The organism is Peribacillus sp. NPDC006672 (assembly GCF_050274955.1).
Lineage (GTDB): Bacteria > Bacillota > Bacilli > Bacillales > DSM-1321 > Peribacillus.
In genome coordinates, this window is record NZ_JBNNOR010000004.1 from 89,310 (window position 1) to 104,080 (window position 14,771).

Genomic DNA, 14,771 nt, shown 5'->3' on the forward strand with positions numbered 1-14,771 from the left:
GAAGTATTCTTTGCAGAAAATTTGTTTTTATTCCTTAAGTAATATTAGGATTTCAATAGAAAATCCAATTGCTAGTGAAAACAAACAATTAAAACCCCAAAAATTCCATCCGTTTTCGCCTTACCAAAACGGGTAGTGTATGATAGAAGCATGAGTAAACGTCTCTCGATAGGAGGAATGTTCATGAATCCCGTCATTTTATTTGATGGTGAATGCAACTTTTGTGATTCGAGTGTCCAGTTCATTATAAAGCGGGATCCGCAGGGGCTTTTTTATTACGCTTCGCTTCAAAGTGAGGCGGGTCAAGAGTTGCTGAAGAAATACGATGTTCCCACAGATATAGATAGCATGGTTCTGATCGAAAAGGATAAGGCCTACTATAAATCGTCTGCAGCCTTGAGGATTTGCCGCCACTTACAAGGGGCATGGAAGTTGCTTTACGGTTTCATCATCGTTCCAAGCTTCATCCGGAACATCTTTTATGATTTCATTGCCAAGAACCGTTACAAATGGTTCGGAAAGAAAGAAGAGAGCTGCATACTGCCACCGCCAAGTGTTCGAAAGCGCTTTTTATAAAAAGAATCAAAGCATGTTATATACAATTCATTAATAACAAAAGGGCTTTGATTAATTTGATACAAGTTACCTTGATAAATGAATAATTCTACTTTTATCTTCTACTCTGGTCAAACAACCTATAAATAATCCAGGCTATTTAAAATTAGGATGAGTCCAACTATACACATGATCCACGAAAGAGCAGATCCTGTATTATTGGCGATTTTCATTCGCAGCTTCTCGAGAGGTTTTTGCATCCACCGACCAAACAGGAGATAGAAGAGAAACAGCATGAGGGAAGGCAACACCATGATAAAGTTGTATCCAGCTAGAATAGAAAACCATTCCACCCTTGATAGATTAGAAGTAGTCATTATGCCAATTGCTGAAAAATAAGGAAATGCAGTACCCACTTCAATTAATGAAGTAGTGAATCCCAGAGTAACCATTGAAAGAATGCTTTTTGATTTTGGTGCAGGTAGCTCTGAACTTTTCTTTGTTTGAACATAAAAACTTGATATGAACAATATCGCTCCAATAATAAAGACCGCCCAGCTTACGATTCGATTTTGAAATACATCAGAAATAATCTCAAACAAAAAACCTAATCCTAACATGAGTGAAACTCCAACAGCAAAATAAAATCCTGCAACCGTCAATAAATAAACCAATAAACGTTTGGCAGGTCTCTCTTTATCTGTTAAAAGCAGATACACCGTTACCCCTATTATGGCAGGGCTTAGCGTGTCCAATAGGGCCAATCCACCTATTAGGAGAAGTAGTTCTGTACTCATCATTCTTTCCTCCTTAATCCGGTTGAGGGTTATTCTTTTCAGCGATAAAAATGGCATATGCCTCTGCCATAAACTCAAGCACTTCTTGATCGATTGGATATAACCCCAGTTTCTCTGATTGATTTGTCGACATCCTCATTTCCCAAAGCTTATCTATAAATTCATCCTCACCTTCAAATTCCTCTAAGCGCTTTTCATTCATTCTTCTAATGATGCTCTGGACTTTGGGTGCTTTTGGACCGTCCTTCATATAACGCTTTAACTGACCTATCAGAGCAATCCATTCGAGTGAATCAGAGCTGTCACTTGTCATATTAGGAACCTTTTCCCAAAGCTTCATTTCTCTGTCTTTAAATACAGATTCACGATAATACTGCTGTATTTCTTTATCTTTACTGGATAATTGCATGATCTTCTGAATCGCGATCCAATTTTCTTCTCCTTCTATCGCAATTCCATGAATCATTTCCCGTAAGGATAACTCTATTTTCTTTAAATTTTCCTGTTCTTTTATTACAAAAGATAATTGTCTCTTTAAATTATCCGCCCAATCCCACTCACTGGAAGCAAGCATATTCTTAATCTCATGTAATGGAAACCCAATCTTTTTTAAAAATTGAACCTGCTGCAGTTTTTTTATTTCATCATTCGTATATAAACGATGACCGCCCTCTGTTTTAGATGCTGGTTTTAATAATCCAATTTCATCGTAGTAACGCAGTGTTCTTACTGTAACACCTGTCAGCTCCCCCACTTTATTAATGTGTATCAACTGATAAACCTACCTTTCTGTACGTTAAGACTCAATAATGTTTTAGTCCTTCCACATTTATTCTTCTTTACGAAAAATATTTTTGAGTAAGTATCCTGTTCCTAAGCCAATCAGTACACCAGGAAATGCATGATCCAGTGTCAATCCAATACCTGCGCCTATAATGACACATCCATAAATAATAATATCTCCCTGTTTCAACTATAAACCTCCTATTTTTCTAATCTCTTTTACTTTATATCGCTAAATAGTAGTTACTAAACAGTATATAAAATGACGTAACGTAAACTTCAAGTTTTTTTAGACTTTTTTAAATTTTTATTTTATGGATTGCGCACCCGTTTGTTCAATAAACAATCCATCTCTTTCGTTAAATATCTTTTAGTAACAACAGTAAAGATCTTTATCATAGTCTAAAAATCGCTTCTGACTTGTAAACAATATCCAGTTCCCAATTCTTGAAGTCAAATAAAAATAATATTACTTCATTCGTGTTACATTCAGTTTCCGACTATAGTAAAATTTAAGCGAAGATAATTTATATAATGGGAATCCCTTGAGGATTTTATGATTGAGATCTTATGGCTATACTGCAAGGGAACAATCAATATTTAAGTAAAGCCGAAAAATGTCAGAAAGAATATGAGAAATTGAGGTTGATCATTCTTGACTGTCAGTTGATCGAAAAATGAAGAGGGGTGTTCCTTGATGACAAAGAGCGGAATGAATCCTAAGGTTGATGAATTTTTATGTAAAGCTAAAAAGTGGCAGGAAGAATATGAAATGTTGAGGAATATCGTTCTTGACTGTGAGCTGACCGAAGAATTTAAATGGATGCATCCTTGTTACACGTTTGAGAAAAAAAACATCGTTTTAATACATGGATTTAAAGAATATTGTGCGCTTCTGTTTCACAAAGGTGCCTTGTTAAAGGATACCCATGGGATTCTAATCCAACAAACGGAGAATGTACAGGGGGCGCGCCAGATTCGGTTCACCAATGTTCAAGAAATAGTTGCAACGGAAACCATCTTGAAAGCCTACATTCATGAAGCCATTGAAGTTGAAAAAGCCGGTTTGGAAGTGAATTTTAAAAAGAATACAGAATTCATAATTCCTGAAGAACTTCAAAATAAATTCGATGAAATCCCTGCCTTGAAAACTGCTTTTGAAGCATTGACCCCAGGACGGCAAAGAGCATACATTCTTTATTTTTCACAACCCAAACAATCCAAAACGCGAGTGTCAAGGGTTGAAAAATATATGCAGCAGATTCTCGATGGAAAGGGATTAAACGATTAGTACATTTTTATTGAAATGTCCATTTAGACCATAAGCTACTTTAATCGCTTAGCATTATCGTAAGAAAGGCGGTCAGCCGAAATTTACCCTGCCCTCCATTATCCATATAATGTTTAATACTACTCATTATAAGCATTCACTGCGTTATTTAAATAGAACCAAAAATTAAAGAACCGGAATATTGAACTGGACCCCAATTGTTAGACAACATCTAACAATTGGGGTCCAGTTCAAAGCAACTCTCTTATTGAAGTAAAGGCATACTAACTAAATGAAATCTTATTACATTGGGGTTTTTTCTTAGAATTTATGATTAAATATATTAGTTTAATTGTTAAGTAACCAACTAATCCACCAAGTGTATTTAAAATTAAATCATCAATGTCAAAACTTCCAAATTCAAATAACAGTTGAAGAATTTCGTATGTAAAACTCAAACTAAATGTTGCAATAATAATAGCCTTAAAGTCTAAAAACTTTTTAGATAATAACGGAAGAATAAAACCGAAAGGCACAAAACCTATTATGTTTCCGACTAAATTCTCAATTCGGATGGTAACGTTTAAGTCTGCTAAGAATAAGTAAAAGATAATTGTTTTAAAAGGAACAACATTACTTGAACGCCAGTGATATTCATTAAAACTAAACTCAAAATGATTGATTATCTCTGATAAAGGTAGACATTTAAATAAAATAAGTTTTGTAAGAATGGCTAAGTAAAAACATAATACTATTGTCAAGACGACTTTAATCAAAATCCTCATAATTCTGAACCCCAAAGAAAAGTTAAACTCCTATTATGGATATCATAATTTAATTATCGTTATTAGAAAGGTACTCTGCTACATCTTTTGGAACTTTAAAACTAAAGTTTAGTTTCTTTGTTTTAAAGTTGATAAACGGACTGTCTTTATAGGTAATAATTGTAGCTACTTGTTTTAGTTCCTTTTCATCTGTGTTAGACTCTCCAAGTCTAACTGTATCCTCTTGGAACATCTTATAAATATTTTCTTTAGTTGCATTTGAAGGAATATCCACAATACTCCATTTATCGACTTTAAGTGTATTAACAAATTCATTTACACCATCTTTATTATCGATAACATTTAAAATCAATTCTGGATTTTCTACTGACGACACTTCTATCTTTTGGACTTTCTCAAGCCCAAAGTCTTCTTTCATATCTTTTTTTTCATTGCTGCACCCGAATAAAAGTATAGTCATACTAAAAACAAATATAAATACCATACAAACTTTTTTCATATTTATTATCCCCCTAGAGCCACTTCCTATATGAGGAAATTTTAACATTTATTGATTGTTATTCCTATACCCCCAGGGTCTAAATTAATTTAAGTCTTAAGCCTTAGATTATATATAATCAGACAAATCTTTTAAACTATTCTGCACCTTCAGTTTTCGATAAAAATAAAGGAGGGAAACCACTCTCATGGCTTCCCTCCCTTATCAAACCGTACGTGCCTTATTAAGGTGACGTCTCAGGCTACCGGTTGCACAAAGCTGCCTTAAAAGGCAGCTCCATTTTCAGCTAACGCACCGGTTAGTTCATTAAGAAATGATTCAATACTCAACTATATATATGCCATTGACTATCAGGGTGATGAATATTTTCATTCTTGGTTATTAAGAATGCTGGCAAATCTTACTGAACCTCATTAGTTAATCGACCAATGTTCTCGACTTCAACAACGACCTCATCCCCCGAATTAATTGGGCAGCTGCCAGATGGTGAACCCGTGGCCAAAATGTCACCTGGCTCCAGTGTCATCACCTGTGAAAGCCAGCTAATTAGAAACGGAATGCTTAGAGACATTTCATTGGTATTCCCGTCTTGGACAACGCGGCCGTTTAAAGTGGTCACAATCCGCAAATTTGTAGGATCTACCCCGGTAACGATGCACGGTCCCAAAGGTCCGAATGTATCAAATCCTTTGCCCCGCGTAAACTGTGGATCTTTTTTTGTAAGATCTCTTGCTGTGACGTCATTAAATATCGTGCAACCGAACACATAATCAAGCGCATCTTCTTCTTTGATGTTTTTTCCGCGCTTTCCAATCACCAAGGCTACTTCCCCTTCAAGTTCCACTTGGTTGGATAGCTCGTTTGGCGGAAGGATAATTTTCTCCTTATCCGCAATAAGCGAAGATAATGGCTTTAAGAAGAGAAATGGTTCTACAAGGTTTGCCTCTCCCCCGGTTTCCTTTGCATGACCTGCATATGTCCAGCCGAAATTAACAACTTTCGAAGGTTTTACAGGTTCCAGAATTTTTACGTCACTATATTTCAGCTCTACCCCGTCATACTTTATTTCCTTATTGACAAGTTCAGCAAAACTGCTAGACAGTTGTAATATCATCTCATCCTCAACAATACCGTAATGTATATTGCCCTGTTGATTCTGATAGCGAACTATTTTTTGTGTTTTTTGTAGCACATGCATTATGAAAAAACTCCTTTGATGTAAGGTTTATTGACCTCAGATAATATTAAATTCGGGTCTCCATATAATCGCAAACGAAGACTTCCAAATCCATTATAACCGAAAAGCTCAATAAAACTGAAATTTAGCCTCCAAATACAATTAAAGTTCCCTTTAGTTAAAGTAGAAATATTAAATAAAAACAAGAACTGTATGGATTAGACAGTCTTTTTTATCTTTTCCCTTTTATGTCGCAGTATGTATCATATGTGACATAAAAGCCCAGTTTTTCTTGATAAACCATCCTACCATACTAGTTCCATAAGAAAAGAAGCTGCTAATCAGCTCGTGAAGTAACGAGCCTGTTAGCTCATTAAGAGTATATATTTTTTATTGCGAGATTAGATATTTTTCTTTGAATAGTGGACTTAATTCACTCCAAACATCAAATTTATTACCATCTAAGTCATAAAAAACAAAGTTTCTCCCAGTGTGACCTCTGTTTTCAATCTCTCCAACTTTTATTTCTTTTTCGATAAAATCTTTATGGACAGCTTCTAAAGCGTCTAACCCATTAACTTCAAAGGTCATAGAAAAGTGTTCTTCACCGTAAATATCATAAAAATTGGAGCTTTGGTTTTCTTTAGATTTAACAAGAAAAATACTTTGGTTTGCAAAATTAAGAATTGCTTTGTCTTCATCTCTATAGCTTAACTCTGCACCCAATTTACCTACGTACCAATCCGAAGCAAGTTCTACATCAGTAACTGGTATATAAGTGGCACCTACCCTTAATAATTTTTCATTCATCAAATTAGCCTCCTTTTATTCGATAAATAACATATTCTCCACTTATGTATCTCTGTCCTTTGACTATTATTCACTTAACTACTGCACCCGTTAGTTGAAGAAATTTGTTTTTTATTATTCTTGAGTGTCTTCGTCACTTTTGTATTCTAAAATGTCTCCAGGCTGACATTCTAAAGCCTTGCAAATCGCCTGTAAAGTTGATAGACTCCGTGCCGCTGTAAATCTGCCTTTGCCCCCTAAATACCCGATAGAAACCACCCTAATCAGGCCAAAATAAGCTTAATTGCATCTTCTTTCCGTTCAATCTTTCACAGCAATGAATTCGTTTTGAAAACCGCTTGATTCTTCTTGGAAATGAGATAAACGATACCTGTTAGACTCCACCTGCTTTTAAACGGGGGAATGAATAATAAGCAATCAACTTCTTCATCACCTCTTTCTTTTCTAGGTGTTATTTCTTTACCCACTTTAATTTCCAAGCACACTTTGTAATGTGCTGAAGGGAATTTCCATGTGATGGCATAGAAAAACGAAAAAACCGAGGGAATGGTTACTCCCTCGGTTTTTTATGAGTTTCCTGGATTATATTTTAACGGCGGCTTTTTTCCCCGCCTTTGCGTCCTGCTTCTTCACGGCTCATTTTTCCATTACTGGAACCGTCAGAGCTGCCACCGCCATCTCGTTGATTGGCTCGTGCCTCTCCGCCTTTTTCGCCGATTTCCTGATAGAATTCCTTACCATGACTTTCGGATGTCGCTTCTCCGCCTTTTTCGCCAATCTCTTGATAGAATTCCTTATCATGATTTTCGGCTGTTGCTTCTCCGCCTTTTTCGCCAATCTCTTGATAGAATTCCTTATCATGATTTTCGGCTGTTGCTTCTCCGCCTTTTTCGCCAATTTCCTGATAGAATTCCTTATCATGATTTTTGGCTGTTGTTTCTCCGCCTTTACGTCCTGCTTCTTCACGATTCATTTTACCATTGTTGTTAGTCATTAAAAATTCCTCCTTATTATTTGGATTTTTCATGAACTAGCTACATGTGTCATATACCCGCTTGAACGGCTATAAAACCAGAATCTGCTAAATACTTCAGGTCGCTTCTTCTATTTAACGGCGACTCTTTTACCCGCCATTAAGTCCTGCTCATTTTTCCATCATTGGACCCGTCAGAGTTGCCGCCATCACGTTGATTGGCACGTGCCTCTCCGCCTTTTTGGCCAATTTCCTGATAGAATTCCTTATCATGATTTTCGGAAGTGGTCTCTCCGCCTTTTTGGCCAATCTCCTGGAAAAATTCCTTATCATGATTTTTGGCTGTTGCTTCCCCGCCTTTGCGCCCTGCTTCTTCCCTGCTCATTTTTTCATTGTTGTTAGTCATTAAAACTCCTCCTTATTATTTGGATTTTTTATGAACTAGCTACAGTTTTATGTATACCCGATAGTTTCGATATAAAACTAGAATCTATTAAAACTTTTCCATTCAAATGGAAAAGCATCATGAATGATATCACTCTCATGATGCTTCCCATTTATCCTTAACCTGACTTGCGAATCCCTTCTCTCAAGCGATCTGGCAGCTCCACAAGGGTATCATTCAAAGTATCCAATTTCGTTTCAATCCTATGAAGCAAATAAAGGGTAACAATGATCGGGAACCCAATATCACTGACAAGTGGCAGGATTTGATCCACTTTTTATCCACCTCTCTTCCAGGCTGTCCTAAAAAGATGCCCTTCCCTTCGTTAGATCAGTTCCACTTCCTCGACATTCCGCTCGACAAGGCGCGCTGCTTTCAAATCGACGAAATCTCCGGAAGATGCAACGAACACATTCCCCTCAATCATTTGTTCCATTGCCAGTTTAATCGTATTAACATTGACTGGCTCCTTCGGATTATCAACGGAAATCGTCGCTGTCTTCCCTTCCTCCGTAACGAAAATCATTTCAAGTACTTTAGCCATTTCAAATCACCTCCCCCCTCTTCCAAAAGTCGATTAACCAATCAATGAACTTGTATCCACTCGAGTCACTTCCCCCATTGGATAATTCTGCACGCTTGCGATTGCAACAGCTGTCGAAAACAGCTGGTCCGCCGTCGCCTCAACCTTGATGTTCGAAAATGACCTCCGCTTGAAAACAAGAGCCCCCTTTTCATTTAACCCCGTCTCAAAATCAATCCGCAACGTACTTGATACTGGAATCTGGTTTGCCATGCCACTCACCCCCTTTCACACTCTATATAAATCTTTTCGGGATGAAAGTAGCATGGTCTTGAAATTTCTTCAGCAAAACGAAGAAAAAACCGCCATCATTTGAGCAGCTTTTTATCCGTATTTAGATTTGTCTTTCAGTGAAAATTTGAAAGGCTACACCGAAGTTTGTCCGCCAAAAGCAGGGCTAAAGGAATTTTTCTAGCGGCATCTTTACCTGGCCGCCTTCTTTTTCATGTCGTTAACTGTAATGCAAATCGTAATCTGCTTTCCCTTTTGAATTGGCCAACCCGGGGGATCGGATGGATTCCCTTTCAACACGGCATTTGCCACAAGGTGACTTACATTTTAACCAGTTAAGCCTTCAACAAACTTGAATTGCAGGAAATCATTTTCTATATATTGTAATTTCTTTCACATCAAATGTAATATGAAAGTACTATCTTTTCTTAAAGGGGGATTTTTAAATGAAAGTAGTGTTACCTTTTGCATTAGCCATGATTGCACTTACTGGATGTTCTGCAATAGCGAACGATGAAGCCAGTGAATTGAAATGGTTTAAGACCATAGAAGAAACAATTGATCATGGCATTAAAGAAGAAAAGATAAAAAAAGAAGACATCATAGGAGAGGTTAGTGAAAACGGAGAAACATTTGTTATTTATAAGAAACAATTAGAGGAAGGCTTGGGAGTAGGAGTTTCAAGCATCAGCGAGCAAGGAGGAAAATTTACTTGGTATGACCCAGATCAAGATGTACTTGTTAAAAATGATAAAGTCAAAAAATATTCATCTCAGATCAGTTGGGGAACAAAAACACAATCAGGAAAGAATTTTACAATTTATACCGGATTAAGTAAAGAGCAAAACCCTATCGTTAAAACACAAACTAGTGAGGTAAGTCCTACAATCGACACCGAAACTGGAATTTATTTTTATATAGAACCTGCTAAATAAATCATAAGAAGTAATAGCTTCCTTAGCTTTTCCATACGGAATGTCATTGGAATTTGCCACCTTTAACCCTTTTTTTATATTTGAAATTCATCTCATTTTATCTTCCCTTTAAATTACTTTTTTATAACTGACAAGTTTCATTATTAGGCAAAATTAAATTGCATTTGGCTTTAAATGGCACGTCATGTTCTCCTTTTCCGGGAAATAATAATCACGAAAGGAAGTGGATGTTGGATGTCATTAGAATGGTTTGACAGAGTAAGCGGGGAATTGCAGGATCATCTTAAATCAATTTGTGAGAAATATGACCGCAATGGCAGCATGATCGTGGAACGCGGGTCTAAGCATCCACGCATCGAATTTTATACAGAGCTGGATGACAATGAGAGGGATTACTTTTCCACGCTGTTTTTCGATCCGCATAATGAGGAATTTTATATGGAATCCTTCGAGCCTGATTTAGGGCAGATTAGCAAGGTGATCCTTTCAGATATTGAAGATATCGTCGATGCTGTCCATGAAAGCTTCCATAACTATCTGGAAGAGGATGACACCGATTATGAATATGAAATGGATGATGAATATGATGAATCATATGATTCAGACGGCGGCGGAGATTCCGATATATACGAAATCGATGTAGATTGGGAAACGCCTGAAGTGACCGCCTATATCCAGGATAATGAAGTGGAGGTCACCTATCAATTCGGGATTGTGCAGGAAACGGGTGATGGAGTACTGAAACGGATCAATCGGATTCGGACAGCGGATGATGACCTGATAAAGGATGAAACAAATTTCATTTTCAGCAAGGAAGAAGCTAGCACGATCATCGCCATGATAGCCAGCCATATGGATTCACTTAGCGAAATGGATTAAAAAAACCAATAAAACCTTGTCCATGGTCACCATGGACAAGGTTTTGTTAAACAAGAATCAGTTCATATACCTCTGATAATTGAGTGACCCGTTCCGTATCACTGGCTTCCTTTGCATGCTTAATTTCCTGAGGAAGAATATGGTTAAGGAGACTGGCTTCTTTACCGCTTAATTTATTGACGAGTTCTTCTTCTGAATGAAAGTGTCCGCTTTTGATTTTATTATAAATTTCCTGCGCTTCAGGATATTGGTCTGTATAGTTAGACAATATCTCACGTAAGTAACCAATCGTACGATCCATCATACCATCCCTCTCGAATGTTAGATTTTTTGCTTACAATCTATACCTTCCCCCATTTTTTAATGATACATTCCTTGTTTTTAGGAGGCATGTCCTGGGATGCCTGAACCCAAAAAAGAGTATCCAAATCAATGGATACTCCTTTGCTTATTTTTTTACTTCTTCCTCCCAAAACAAATCATTTAACGTACGGGATAATGCTTTACAAATACCCACGCACAAACTCAATGAGGGGTTATATTTCCCGGATTCAATCAATCCTATCGTTTGCCTGGAAACGCCGACAATCTTGGCCAGTTCATCTTGTGACAAGTCCTTTTCTACTCTCGCCAGCTTCAGTTTCATATTTTTCAAAGGATGGCACCTACAATTTCTTATTATCTTCGCTATTTTTCATTCCGATTTTCTTCGCTAGCAAGTATATACCACCAAAAAACAGAAGTAAAATCGGCAAATAGATCATAACTGAAACAAACGATACCAATACAAAATACCATAGACCCTGGGAACTGCTATCCGCATAGGACACAGCACTATTCACCCCCAAAAATGTAGCGAAGATGAGGGCTAAAGCAACTGTACCAAAAATTGTTTTCCTGCTCATCGGTGTTTTACTAGTCCGGTCATGCATTTCCACTTCATCCCAGAGTACGCCTAAAAAAATGGAGCGAGCTAAGAAATACATTCCTCCTGCAACGATGATCACGAATTCCAGATATAACTCCCCGCTGCCTGCACCATATTTATATAGTTTGAAAAGTGCACTCACCAGGCAAATGGCCAAAATGACGTGATACGTTTCTTTATAAATTTTATTTCTTACATGCTCAACCCGCTCATCCCTAATCTTTTTCGTTCGTTTAAATAAATCCATCATCGATCGACCTCCATTTAATTCCATCACTCATTCTTATTATATGGTTTATTTAACTTTTTGCAACATATATATTACATTTTATATTTTATAAATTGCAAAGTGTATAAAAAAAGGTACCCACACATCAAGTATGGATACCTCATTAGCCTTATTTATGGTTTTACTCGTGAGTTTTGGAGTTTTACTCGTGAATTCCAAGCATTTACTCGTGAATTTTGGAGTTTTACTCGTGAATTTAAAGGATTTACTCGTGAATTATCATTTTATATAATACCAAACCAAGTATAGAGGGCAATGATGACAAAGACAGCCAATGATTTAATGACGGTGATTATGAATATGCCGCCGACTGACGGTTATTACTTATTAGTTGTCACTGCAGACGGTCAATGGACGGCTAACATCGAAAAGTAGAACATTAAAATCACCATTTACATTATAATGCTTTATATAAAGGAATAAAAAACGGAGCCTCCAACTAATTGAAGGCTCCATTCTTTGTTTATTTGGCATCGCTTTTTGCCAAGGTTTAGCATTTAAATAAAAGTATCATCTCTTCAGCTGATGAAGAAATTCATATTATTATTCTTCATTAAGATGATAGCAAAGTTGAACTACGCCAGAGGAAAAGCTTTTTGTATCAACCAGTTTTAGATTCAATCTCTCCTTCATGTCAATAAACAAAGGTTTCCCTTCCCCTAAAACAACAGGGTGAACAGATAACCTAAATTCATCAACAAGCCCCAATCTTATAAAAGATGTAATAAGACTTGCCCCGCCATAAAGCCAGATGTCTTTACCAGGCTTTTTCTTTAATTTATTTACTTCTTCAACAATATTATCATTTATGATTGTTACTTTATCATCAGTGCTTTTTTTTGTTTTGGAAAACATGTATTTTTCTTTGCCATGAACTAATTTCCAAATTTCTTTTTCAGTATCAGATACCACATCTTCTGGAGTATATTGTCCCCATAAATCATAGCTTTTTCTCCCATAAAAAATAGTATCAATATCATTTAAGAAATCAATGAACCCCATTTCAGAGTCCATAATGCACCAGTCAACTTCTCCTTTCGGCCCTTCAATAAATCCATCTAAAGTAACTGCTAAATCTAAAACTATTCTTCTTGGTCTTTCGTTAATGGCCATACTTTTATCTCCTTTGTCTATACTGTCCCATATGGTTTCGACCGCTCAGCGAGACACTTGCCCCTAACCCATGCCGGACAAATACATAATGCTTTTAAGCATTCATTCTTCCGTTTCGCTTACATGTAGTTTTATATTACAGCTTCTATCATAGTATTAAAAGATTGAATCAAAAAACTAAGGAGACTCGCTATGAAAGCAATGGTATGCACAAAATACGGTTCACCCGATGTACTGGAACTCAAAGAGGTAGCAAAGCCTTCTCCCAAGGACAACGAAATACTCGTAAAGGTCCATGCGGCAACAGTGGCTTCAGGGGACATAAGAGTCCGGAGTTTCAAGAGCCCTTTCTTGTTATGGCTGCCGATGCGAATCTTCTTGGGTCTTAGAAAACCGCGAAAATCAATACTGGGAGTAGAGTTGGCCGGGGAGATAGAGGAAACGGGGAGGAATGTGAAAAAATTCAAAAAAGGCGACCAGGTCTTTGCCATGACTGGAATGAATTTTGGTGCCCATGCCGAATATACATGCTTACCTGAAGACGGGGCAATCGCAATGAAGCCTGTCAATGTGACCTATGAGGAAGCCGCCGCCGTTTCTTTCGGAGGAACGACAGCCCTGCATTTTTTCAGAAAAGGCAATATCCAGGAAGGACAAAAAGTCCTCATCTACGGTGCATCCGGTTCGGTAGGGACTTCTGCGGTACAGCTTGCCAAATACTTTGGAACAGAAGTTGCCGGAGTATGCAGTGCCGCTAATTTCGAATTGGTTAAATCGTTGGGAGCCGATAAGGTGATTGATTATACGAAAGAGGATTTTACGGAAAGGAATGAGCGATATGATATCATCTTTGATGCAGTTGGGAAAAGTTCGAAAGCCACTTGCAAGAAAGCTCTGACCCCGAACGGACGATACGTGTCTGTTGAAGGACAAGGGATAGCAAAGATACGTACGGAAGATTTACTATTCCTCAAAGAGCTCATCGAAACTGGAAAGATAAAATCAGTAATTGATAAACGATACCCGCTGGAGCAAATTCCCGAGGCTCATAGATATGTAGAACTAGGACATAAAAAAGGAAATGTAGTAATAACCCTGGTCGATCACGATAAATCCTGACAAAACCCATTTCAAATGCATGAACATGAAAATCCCCCTTAGACAATTGGATCTAAAGGGGTATAACGGCATTAATCATTATGAGGGATGTCCTTCTAGCCTTCTCCCAATTGTCTCTTAGATGTTGAAACTTTTTCCAGGAACAAACGTATATGGATGGTAGCTTATAATTTCTGGAGGACTCAATGAATATAGATGCAATCGTACGATTTGTTTTAATGATAGGGATTCCGGCCTTCATGATGTGGCGGGGTTATAAAAAGATGTCGGAAGAAGAACGAAACGACGTGAAGACTGATTTTACGAGTAAGCGTTTTATCTTTACGATTGGTTTATTCGCACTCGGTTGGGTATTCTTGTTGCTCGAACCAATTTTTGAAATGACATGGTTGGAAACGATTGGCGTTGTACTTCTTTCTATCGGAATAATGGTGAGCATTGTTTTGACATGGTTAGATGCACCATCAAAGCGGAAGGCTGTTCTAAAAACGATCACTTTTTTAATCCTTTTTTCCATCTTTTTATGGGCGAATTATTAAATAGGTGCACCTCTCTGCACCTATTAGTCTTTTTTTACTTTAGGCTTCTTTTATTCGCGAA

24 protein-coding genes and 1 pseudogene are annotated in these 14,771 nt (G+C 37.3%); 7 read left to right on the plus strand and 18 right to left on the minus strand.

Going from position 1 to position 14,771, the window contains the following annotated elements; all coding sequences use genetic code 11:
• Positions 1-183 precede the first annotated feature (183 nt).
• Positions 184-576 carry a thiol-disulfide oxidoreductase DCC family protein gene (locus ACQKKK_RS08100; RefSeq protein WP_427615429.1) on the plus strand — a complete coding sequence of 131 codons (393 nt, stop codon included), beginning with the start codon at positions 184-186 and terminating at the stop codon, positions 574-576.
• 119 nt (positions 577-695) lie between these two features.
• On the opposite strand, the gene ACQKKK_RS08105 is transcribed toward ACQKKK_RS08100, so the two are convergent.
• From ACQKKK_RS08105 to ACQKKK_RS08115, 3 genes are read right to left on the minus strand one after another with little or no spacing between them, the layout of a single operon-like run.
• The gene (locus tag ACQKKK_RS08105; RefSeq protein WP_427615830.1) at positions 696-1,352 is read right to left on the minus strand and encodes a GAP family protein; all 657 of its coding nucleotides are present in this window, start codon (positions 1,350-1,352) and stop codon (positions 696-698) included.
• Between the two features lie 13 nt (positions 1,353-1,365).
• On the minus strand, positions 1,366-2,124 hold the full coding sequence (locus ACQKKK_RS08110; RefSeq protein ID WP_427615430.1) for a MerR family transcriptional regulator: 759 nt from the start codon (positions 2,122-2,124) through the stop codon (positions 1,366-1,368).
• A 57-nt stretch (positions 2,125-2,181) separates the two neighbouring features.
• Positions 2,182-2,325 (minus strand): hypothetical protein, encoded by a 144-nt coding sequence (locus ACQKKK_RS08115; RefSeq protein ID WP_427615432.1) that lies wholly within the window; start codon positions 2,323-2,325, stop codon positions 2,182-2,184.
• 507 nt (positions 2,326-2,832) lie between these two features.
• On the opposite strand from ACQKKK_RS08115, the gene ACQKKK_RS08120 reads away from it, so the two are divergent.
• Positions 2,833-3,426 (plus strand): YdeI/OmpD-associated family protein, encoded by a 594-nt coding sequence (locus tag ACQKKK_RS08120; protein WP_427615433.1) that lies wholly within the window; start codon positions 2,833-2,835, stop codon positions 3,424-3,426.
• A gap of 263 nt (positions 3,427-3,689) precedes the next feature.
• Here ACQKKK_RS08120 and ACQKKK_RS08125 read toward each other — a convergent pair whose 3' ends face one another.
• The 11 genes and pseudogenes from ACQKKK_RS08125 to ACQKKK_RS08175 all read right to left on the minus strand — a co-directional run bounded on the left by ACQKKK_RS08125 (position 3,690) and on the right by ACQKKK_RS08175 (position 8,890).
• On the minus strand, positions 3,690-4,190 hold the full coding sequence (locus ACQKKK_RS08125) for a VanZ family protein (protein ID WP_427615435.1): 501 nt from the start codon (positions 4,188-4,190) through the stop codon (positions 3,690-3,692).
• 49 nt (positions 4,191-4,239) lie between these two features.
• Positions 4,240-4,689 (minus strand): hypothetical protein, encoded by a 450-nt coding sequence (locus ACQKKK_RS08130; RefSeq protein WP_427615436.1) that lies wholly within the window; start codon positions 4,687-4,689, stop codon positions 4,240-4,242.
• A 400-nt stretch (positions 4,690-5,089) separates the two neighbouring features.
• Complete coding sequence (locus ACQKKK_RS08135) at positions 5,090-5,887, minus strand: fumarylacetoacetate hydrolase family protein (protein WP_427615438.1); 798 nt, start codon at positions 5,885-5,887, stop codon at positions 5,090-5,092.
• A 369-nt stretch (positions 5,888-6,256) separates the two neighbouring features.
• Positions 6,257-6,676, minus strand: a complete 420-nt coding sequence (locus ACQKKK_RS08140; RefSeq protein WP_427615440.1) for a VOC family protein — start codon at positions 6,674-6,676, stop codon at positions 6,257-6,259.
• A 114-nt stretch (positions 6,677-6,790) separates the two neighbouring features.
• Positions 6,791-6,892, minus strand: a pseudogene (locus ACQKKK_RS08145) (helix-turn-helix domain-containing protein); the annotation flags it as partial.
• Between the two features lie 92 nt (positions 6,893-6,984).
• Positions 6,985-7,143 (minus strand): hypothetical protein, encoded by a 159-nt coding sequence (locus tag ACQKKK_RS08150; RefSeq protein ID WP_427615442.1) that lies wholly within the window; start codon positions 7,141-7,143, stop codon positions 6,985-6,987.
• Between the two features lie 122 nt (positions 7,144-7,265).
• On the minus strand, positions 7,266-7,670 hold the full coding sequence (locus ACQKKK_RS08155) for a KGG domain-containing protein (RefSeq protein WP_427615444.1): 405 nt from the start codon (positions 7,668-7,670) through the stop codon (positions 7,266-7,268).
• 139 nt (positions 7,671-7,809) lie between these two features.
• Entirely contained in the window at positions 7,810-8,055 is a 246-nt protein-coding gene (locus ACQKKK_RS08160; protein WP_427615446.1) for a KGG domain-containing protein, read from the minus strand.
• Between the two features lie 157 nt (positions 8,056-8,212).
• On the minus strand, positions 8,213-8,368 hold the full coding sequence (locus ACQKKK_RS08165) for a YvrJ family protein (RefSeq protein ID WP_427615448.1): 156 nt from the start codon (positions 8,366-8,368) through the stop codon (positions 8,213-8,215).
• A 51-nt stretch (positions 8,369-8,419) separates the two neighbouring features.
• Entirely contained in the window at positions 8,420-8,638 is a 219-nt protein-coding gene (locus tag ACQKKK_RS08170) for a DUF2922 domain-containing protein (protein WP_427615449.1), read from the minus strand.
• A gap of 33 nt (positions 8,639-8,671) precedes the next feature.
• Positions 8,672-8,890 (minus strand): DUF1659 domain-containing protein, encoded by a 219-nt coding sequence (locus tag ACQKKK_RS08175; protein ID WP_427615451.1) that lies wholly within the window; start codon positions 8,888-8,890, stop codon positions 8,672-8,674.
• Positions 8,891-9,354: 464 nt separating this feature from the next.
• On the opposite strand from ACQKKK_RS08175, the gene ACQKKK_RS08180 reads away from it, so the two are divergent.
• Complete coding sequence (locus tag ACQKKK_RS08180; RefSeq protein WP_427615453.1) at positions 9,355-9,843, plus strand: hypothetical protein; 489 nt, start codon at positions 9,355-9,357, stop codon at positions 9,841-9,843.
• Positions 9,844-10,077: 234 nt separating this feature from the next.
• The gene (locus ACQKKK_RS08185; protein ID WP_427615455.1) at positions 10,078-10,722 is read left to right on the plus strand and encodes a hypothetical protein; all 645 of its coding nucleotides are present in this window, start codon (positions 10,078-10,080) and stop codon (positions 10,720-10,722) included.
• Positions 10,723-10,768: 46 nt separating this feature from the next.
• Here ACQKKK_RS08185 and ACQKKK_RS08190 read toward each other — a convergent pair whose 3' ends face one another.
• The 3 genes from ACQKKK_RS08190 to ACQKKK_RS08200 all read right to left on the minus strand — a co-directional run bounded on the left by ACQKKK_RS08190 (position 10,769) and on the right by ACQKKK_RS08200 (position 11,900).
• Positions 10,769-11,026 carry a sigma-G-dependent sporulation-specific acid-soluble spore protein CsgA gene (locus ACQKKK_RS08190; protein ID WP_427615457.1) on the minus strand — a complete coding sequence of 86 codons (258 nt, stop codon included), beginning with the start codon at positions 11,024-11,026 and terminating at the stop codon, positions 10,769-10,771.
• Positions 11,027-11,170: 144 nt separating this feature from the next.
• Positions 11,171-11,377 carry a helix-turn-helix transcriptional regulator gene (locus ACQKKK_RS08195; RefSeq protein WP_427615459.1) on the minus strand — a complete coding sequence of 69 codons (207 nt, stop codon included), beginning with the start codon at positions 11,375-11,377 and terminating at the stop codon, positions 11,171-11,173.
• Positions 11,378-11,387: 10 nt separating this feature from the next.
• Positions 11,388-11,900 (minus strand): DUF6773 family protein, encoded by a 513-nt coding sequence (locus ACQKKK_RS08200; protein ID WP_427615461.1) that lies wholly within the window; start codon positions 11,898-11,900, stop codon positions 11,388-11,390.
• A 130-nt stretch (positions 11,901-12,030) separates the two neighbouring features.
• Between ACQKKK_RS08200 and ACQKKK_RS08205 the strand changes: the two genes are divergently transcribed.
• Positions 12,031-12,171 carry a hypothetical protein gene (locus ACQKKK_RS08205; protein ID WP_427615462.1) on the plus strand — a complete coding sequence of 47 codons (141 nt, stop codon included), beginning with the start codon at positions 12,031-12,033 and terminating at the stop codon, positions 12,169-12,171.
• A 311-nt stretch (positions 12,172-12,482) separates the two neighbouring features.
• Here ACQKKK_RS08205 and ACQKKK_RS08210 read toward each other — a convergent pair whose 3' ends face one another.
• Positions 12,483-13,052 carry a dihydrofolate reductase family protein gene (locus ACQKKK_RS08210; RefSeq protein ID WP_427615464.1) on the minus strand — a complete coding sequence of 190 codons (570 nt, stop codon included), beginning with the start codon at positions 13,050-13,052 and terminating at the stop codon, positions 12,483-12,485.
• Positions 13,053-13,244: 192 nt separating this feature from the next.
• On the opposite strand from ACQKKK_RS08210, the gene ACQKKK_RS08215 reads away from it, so the two are divergent.
• Positions 13,245-14,171, plus strand: coding sequence for an NAD(P)-dependent alcohol dehydrogenase (locus ACQKKK_RS08215; RefSeq protein ID WP_427615466.1), 927 nt, complete (start codon positions 13,245-13,247; stop codon positions 14,169-14,171).
• A 185-nt stretch (positions 14,172-14,356) separates the two neighbouring features.
• The gene (locus ACQKKK_RS08220) at positions 14,357-14,710 is read left to right on the plus strand and encodes a hypothetical protein (protein ID WP_427615468.1); all 354 of its coding nucleotides are present in this window, start codon (positions 14,357-14,359) and stop codon (positions 14,708-14,710) included.
• The last annotated feature ends 61 nt before the right edge of the window (positions 14,711-14,771 follow it).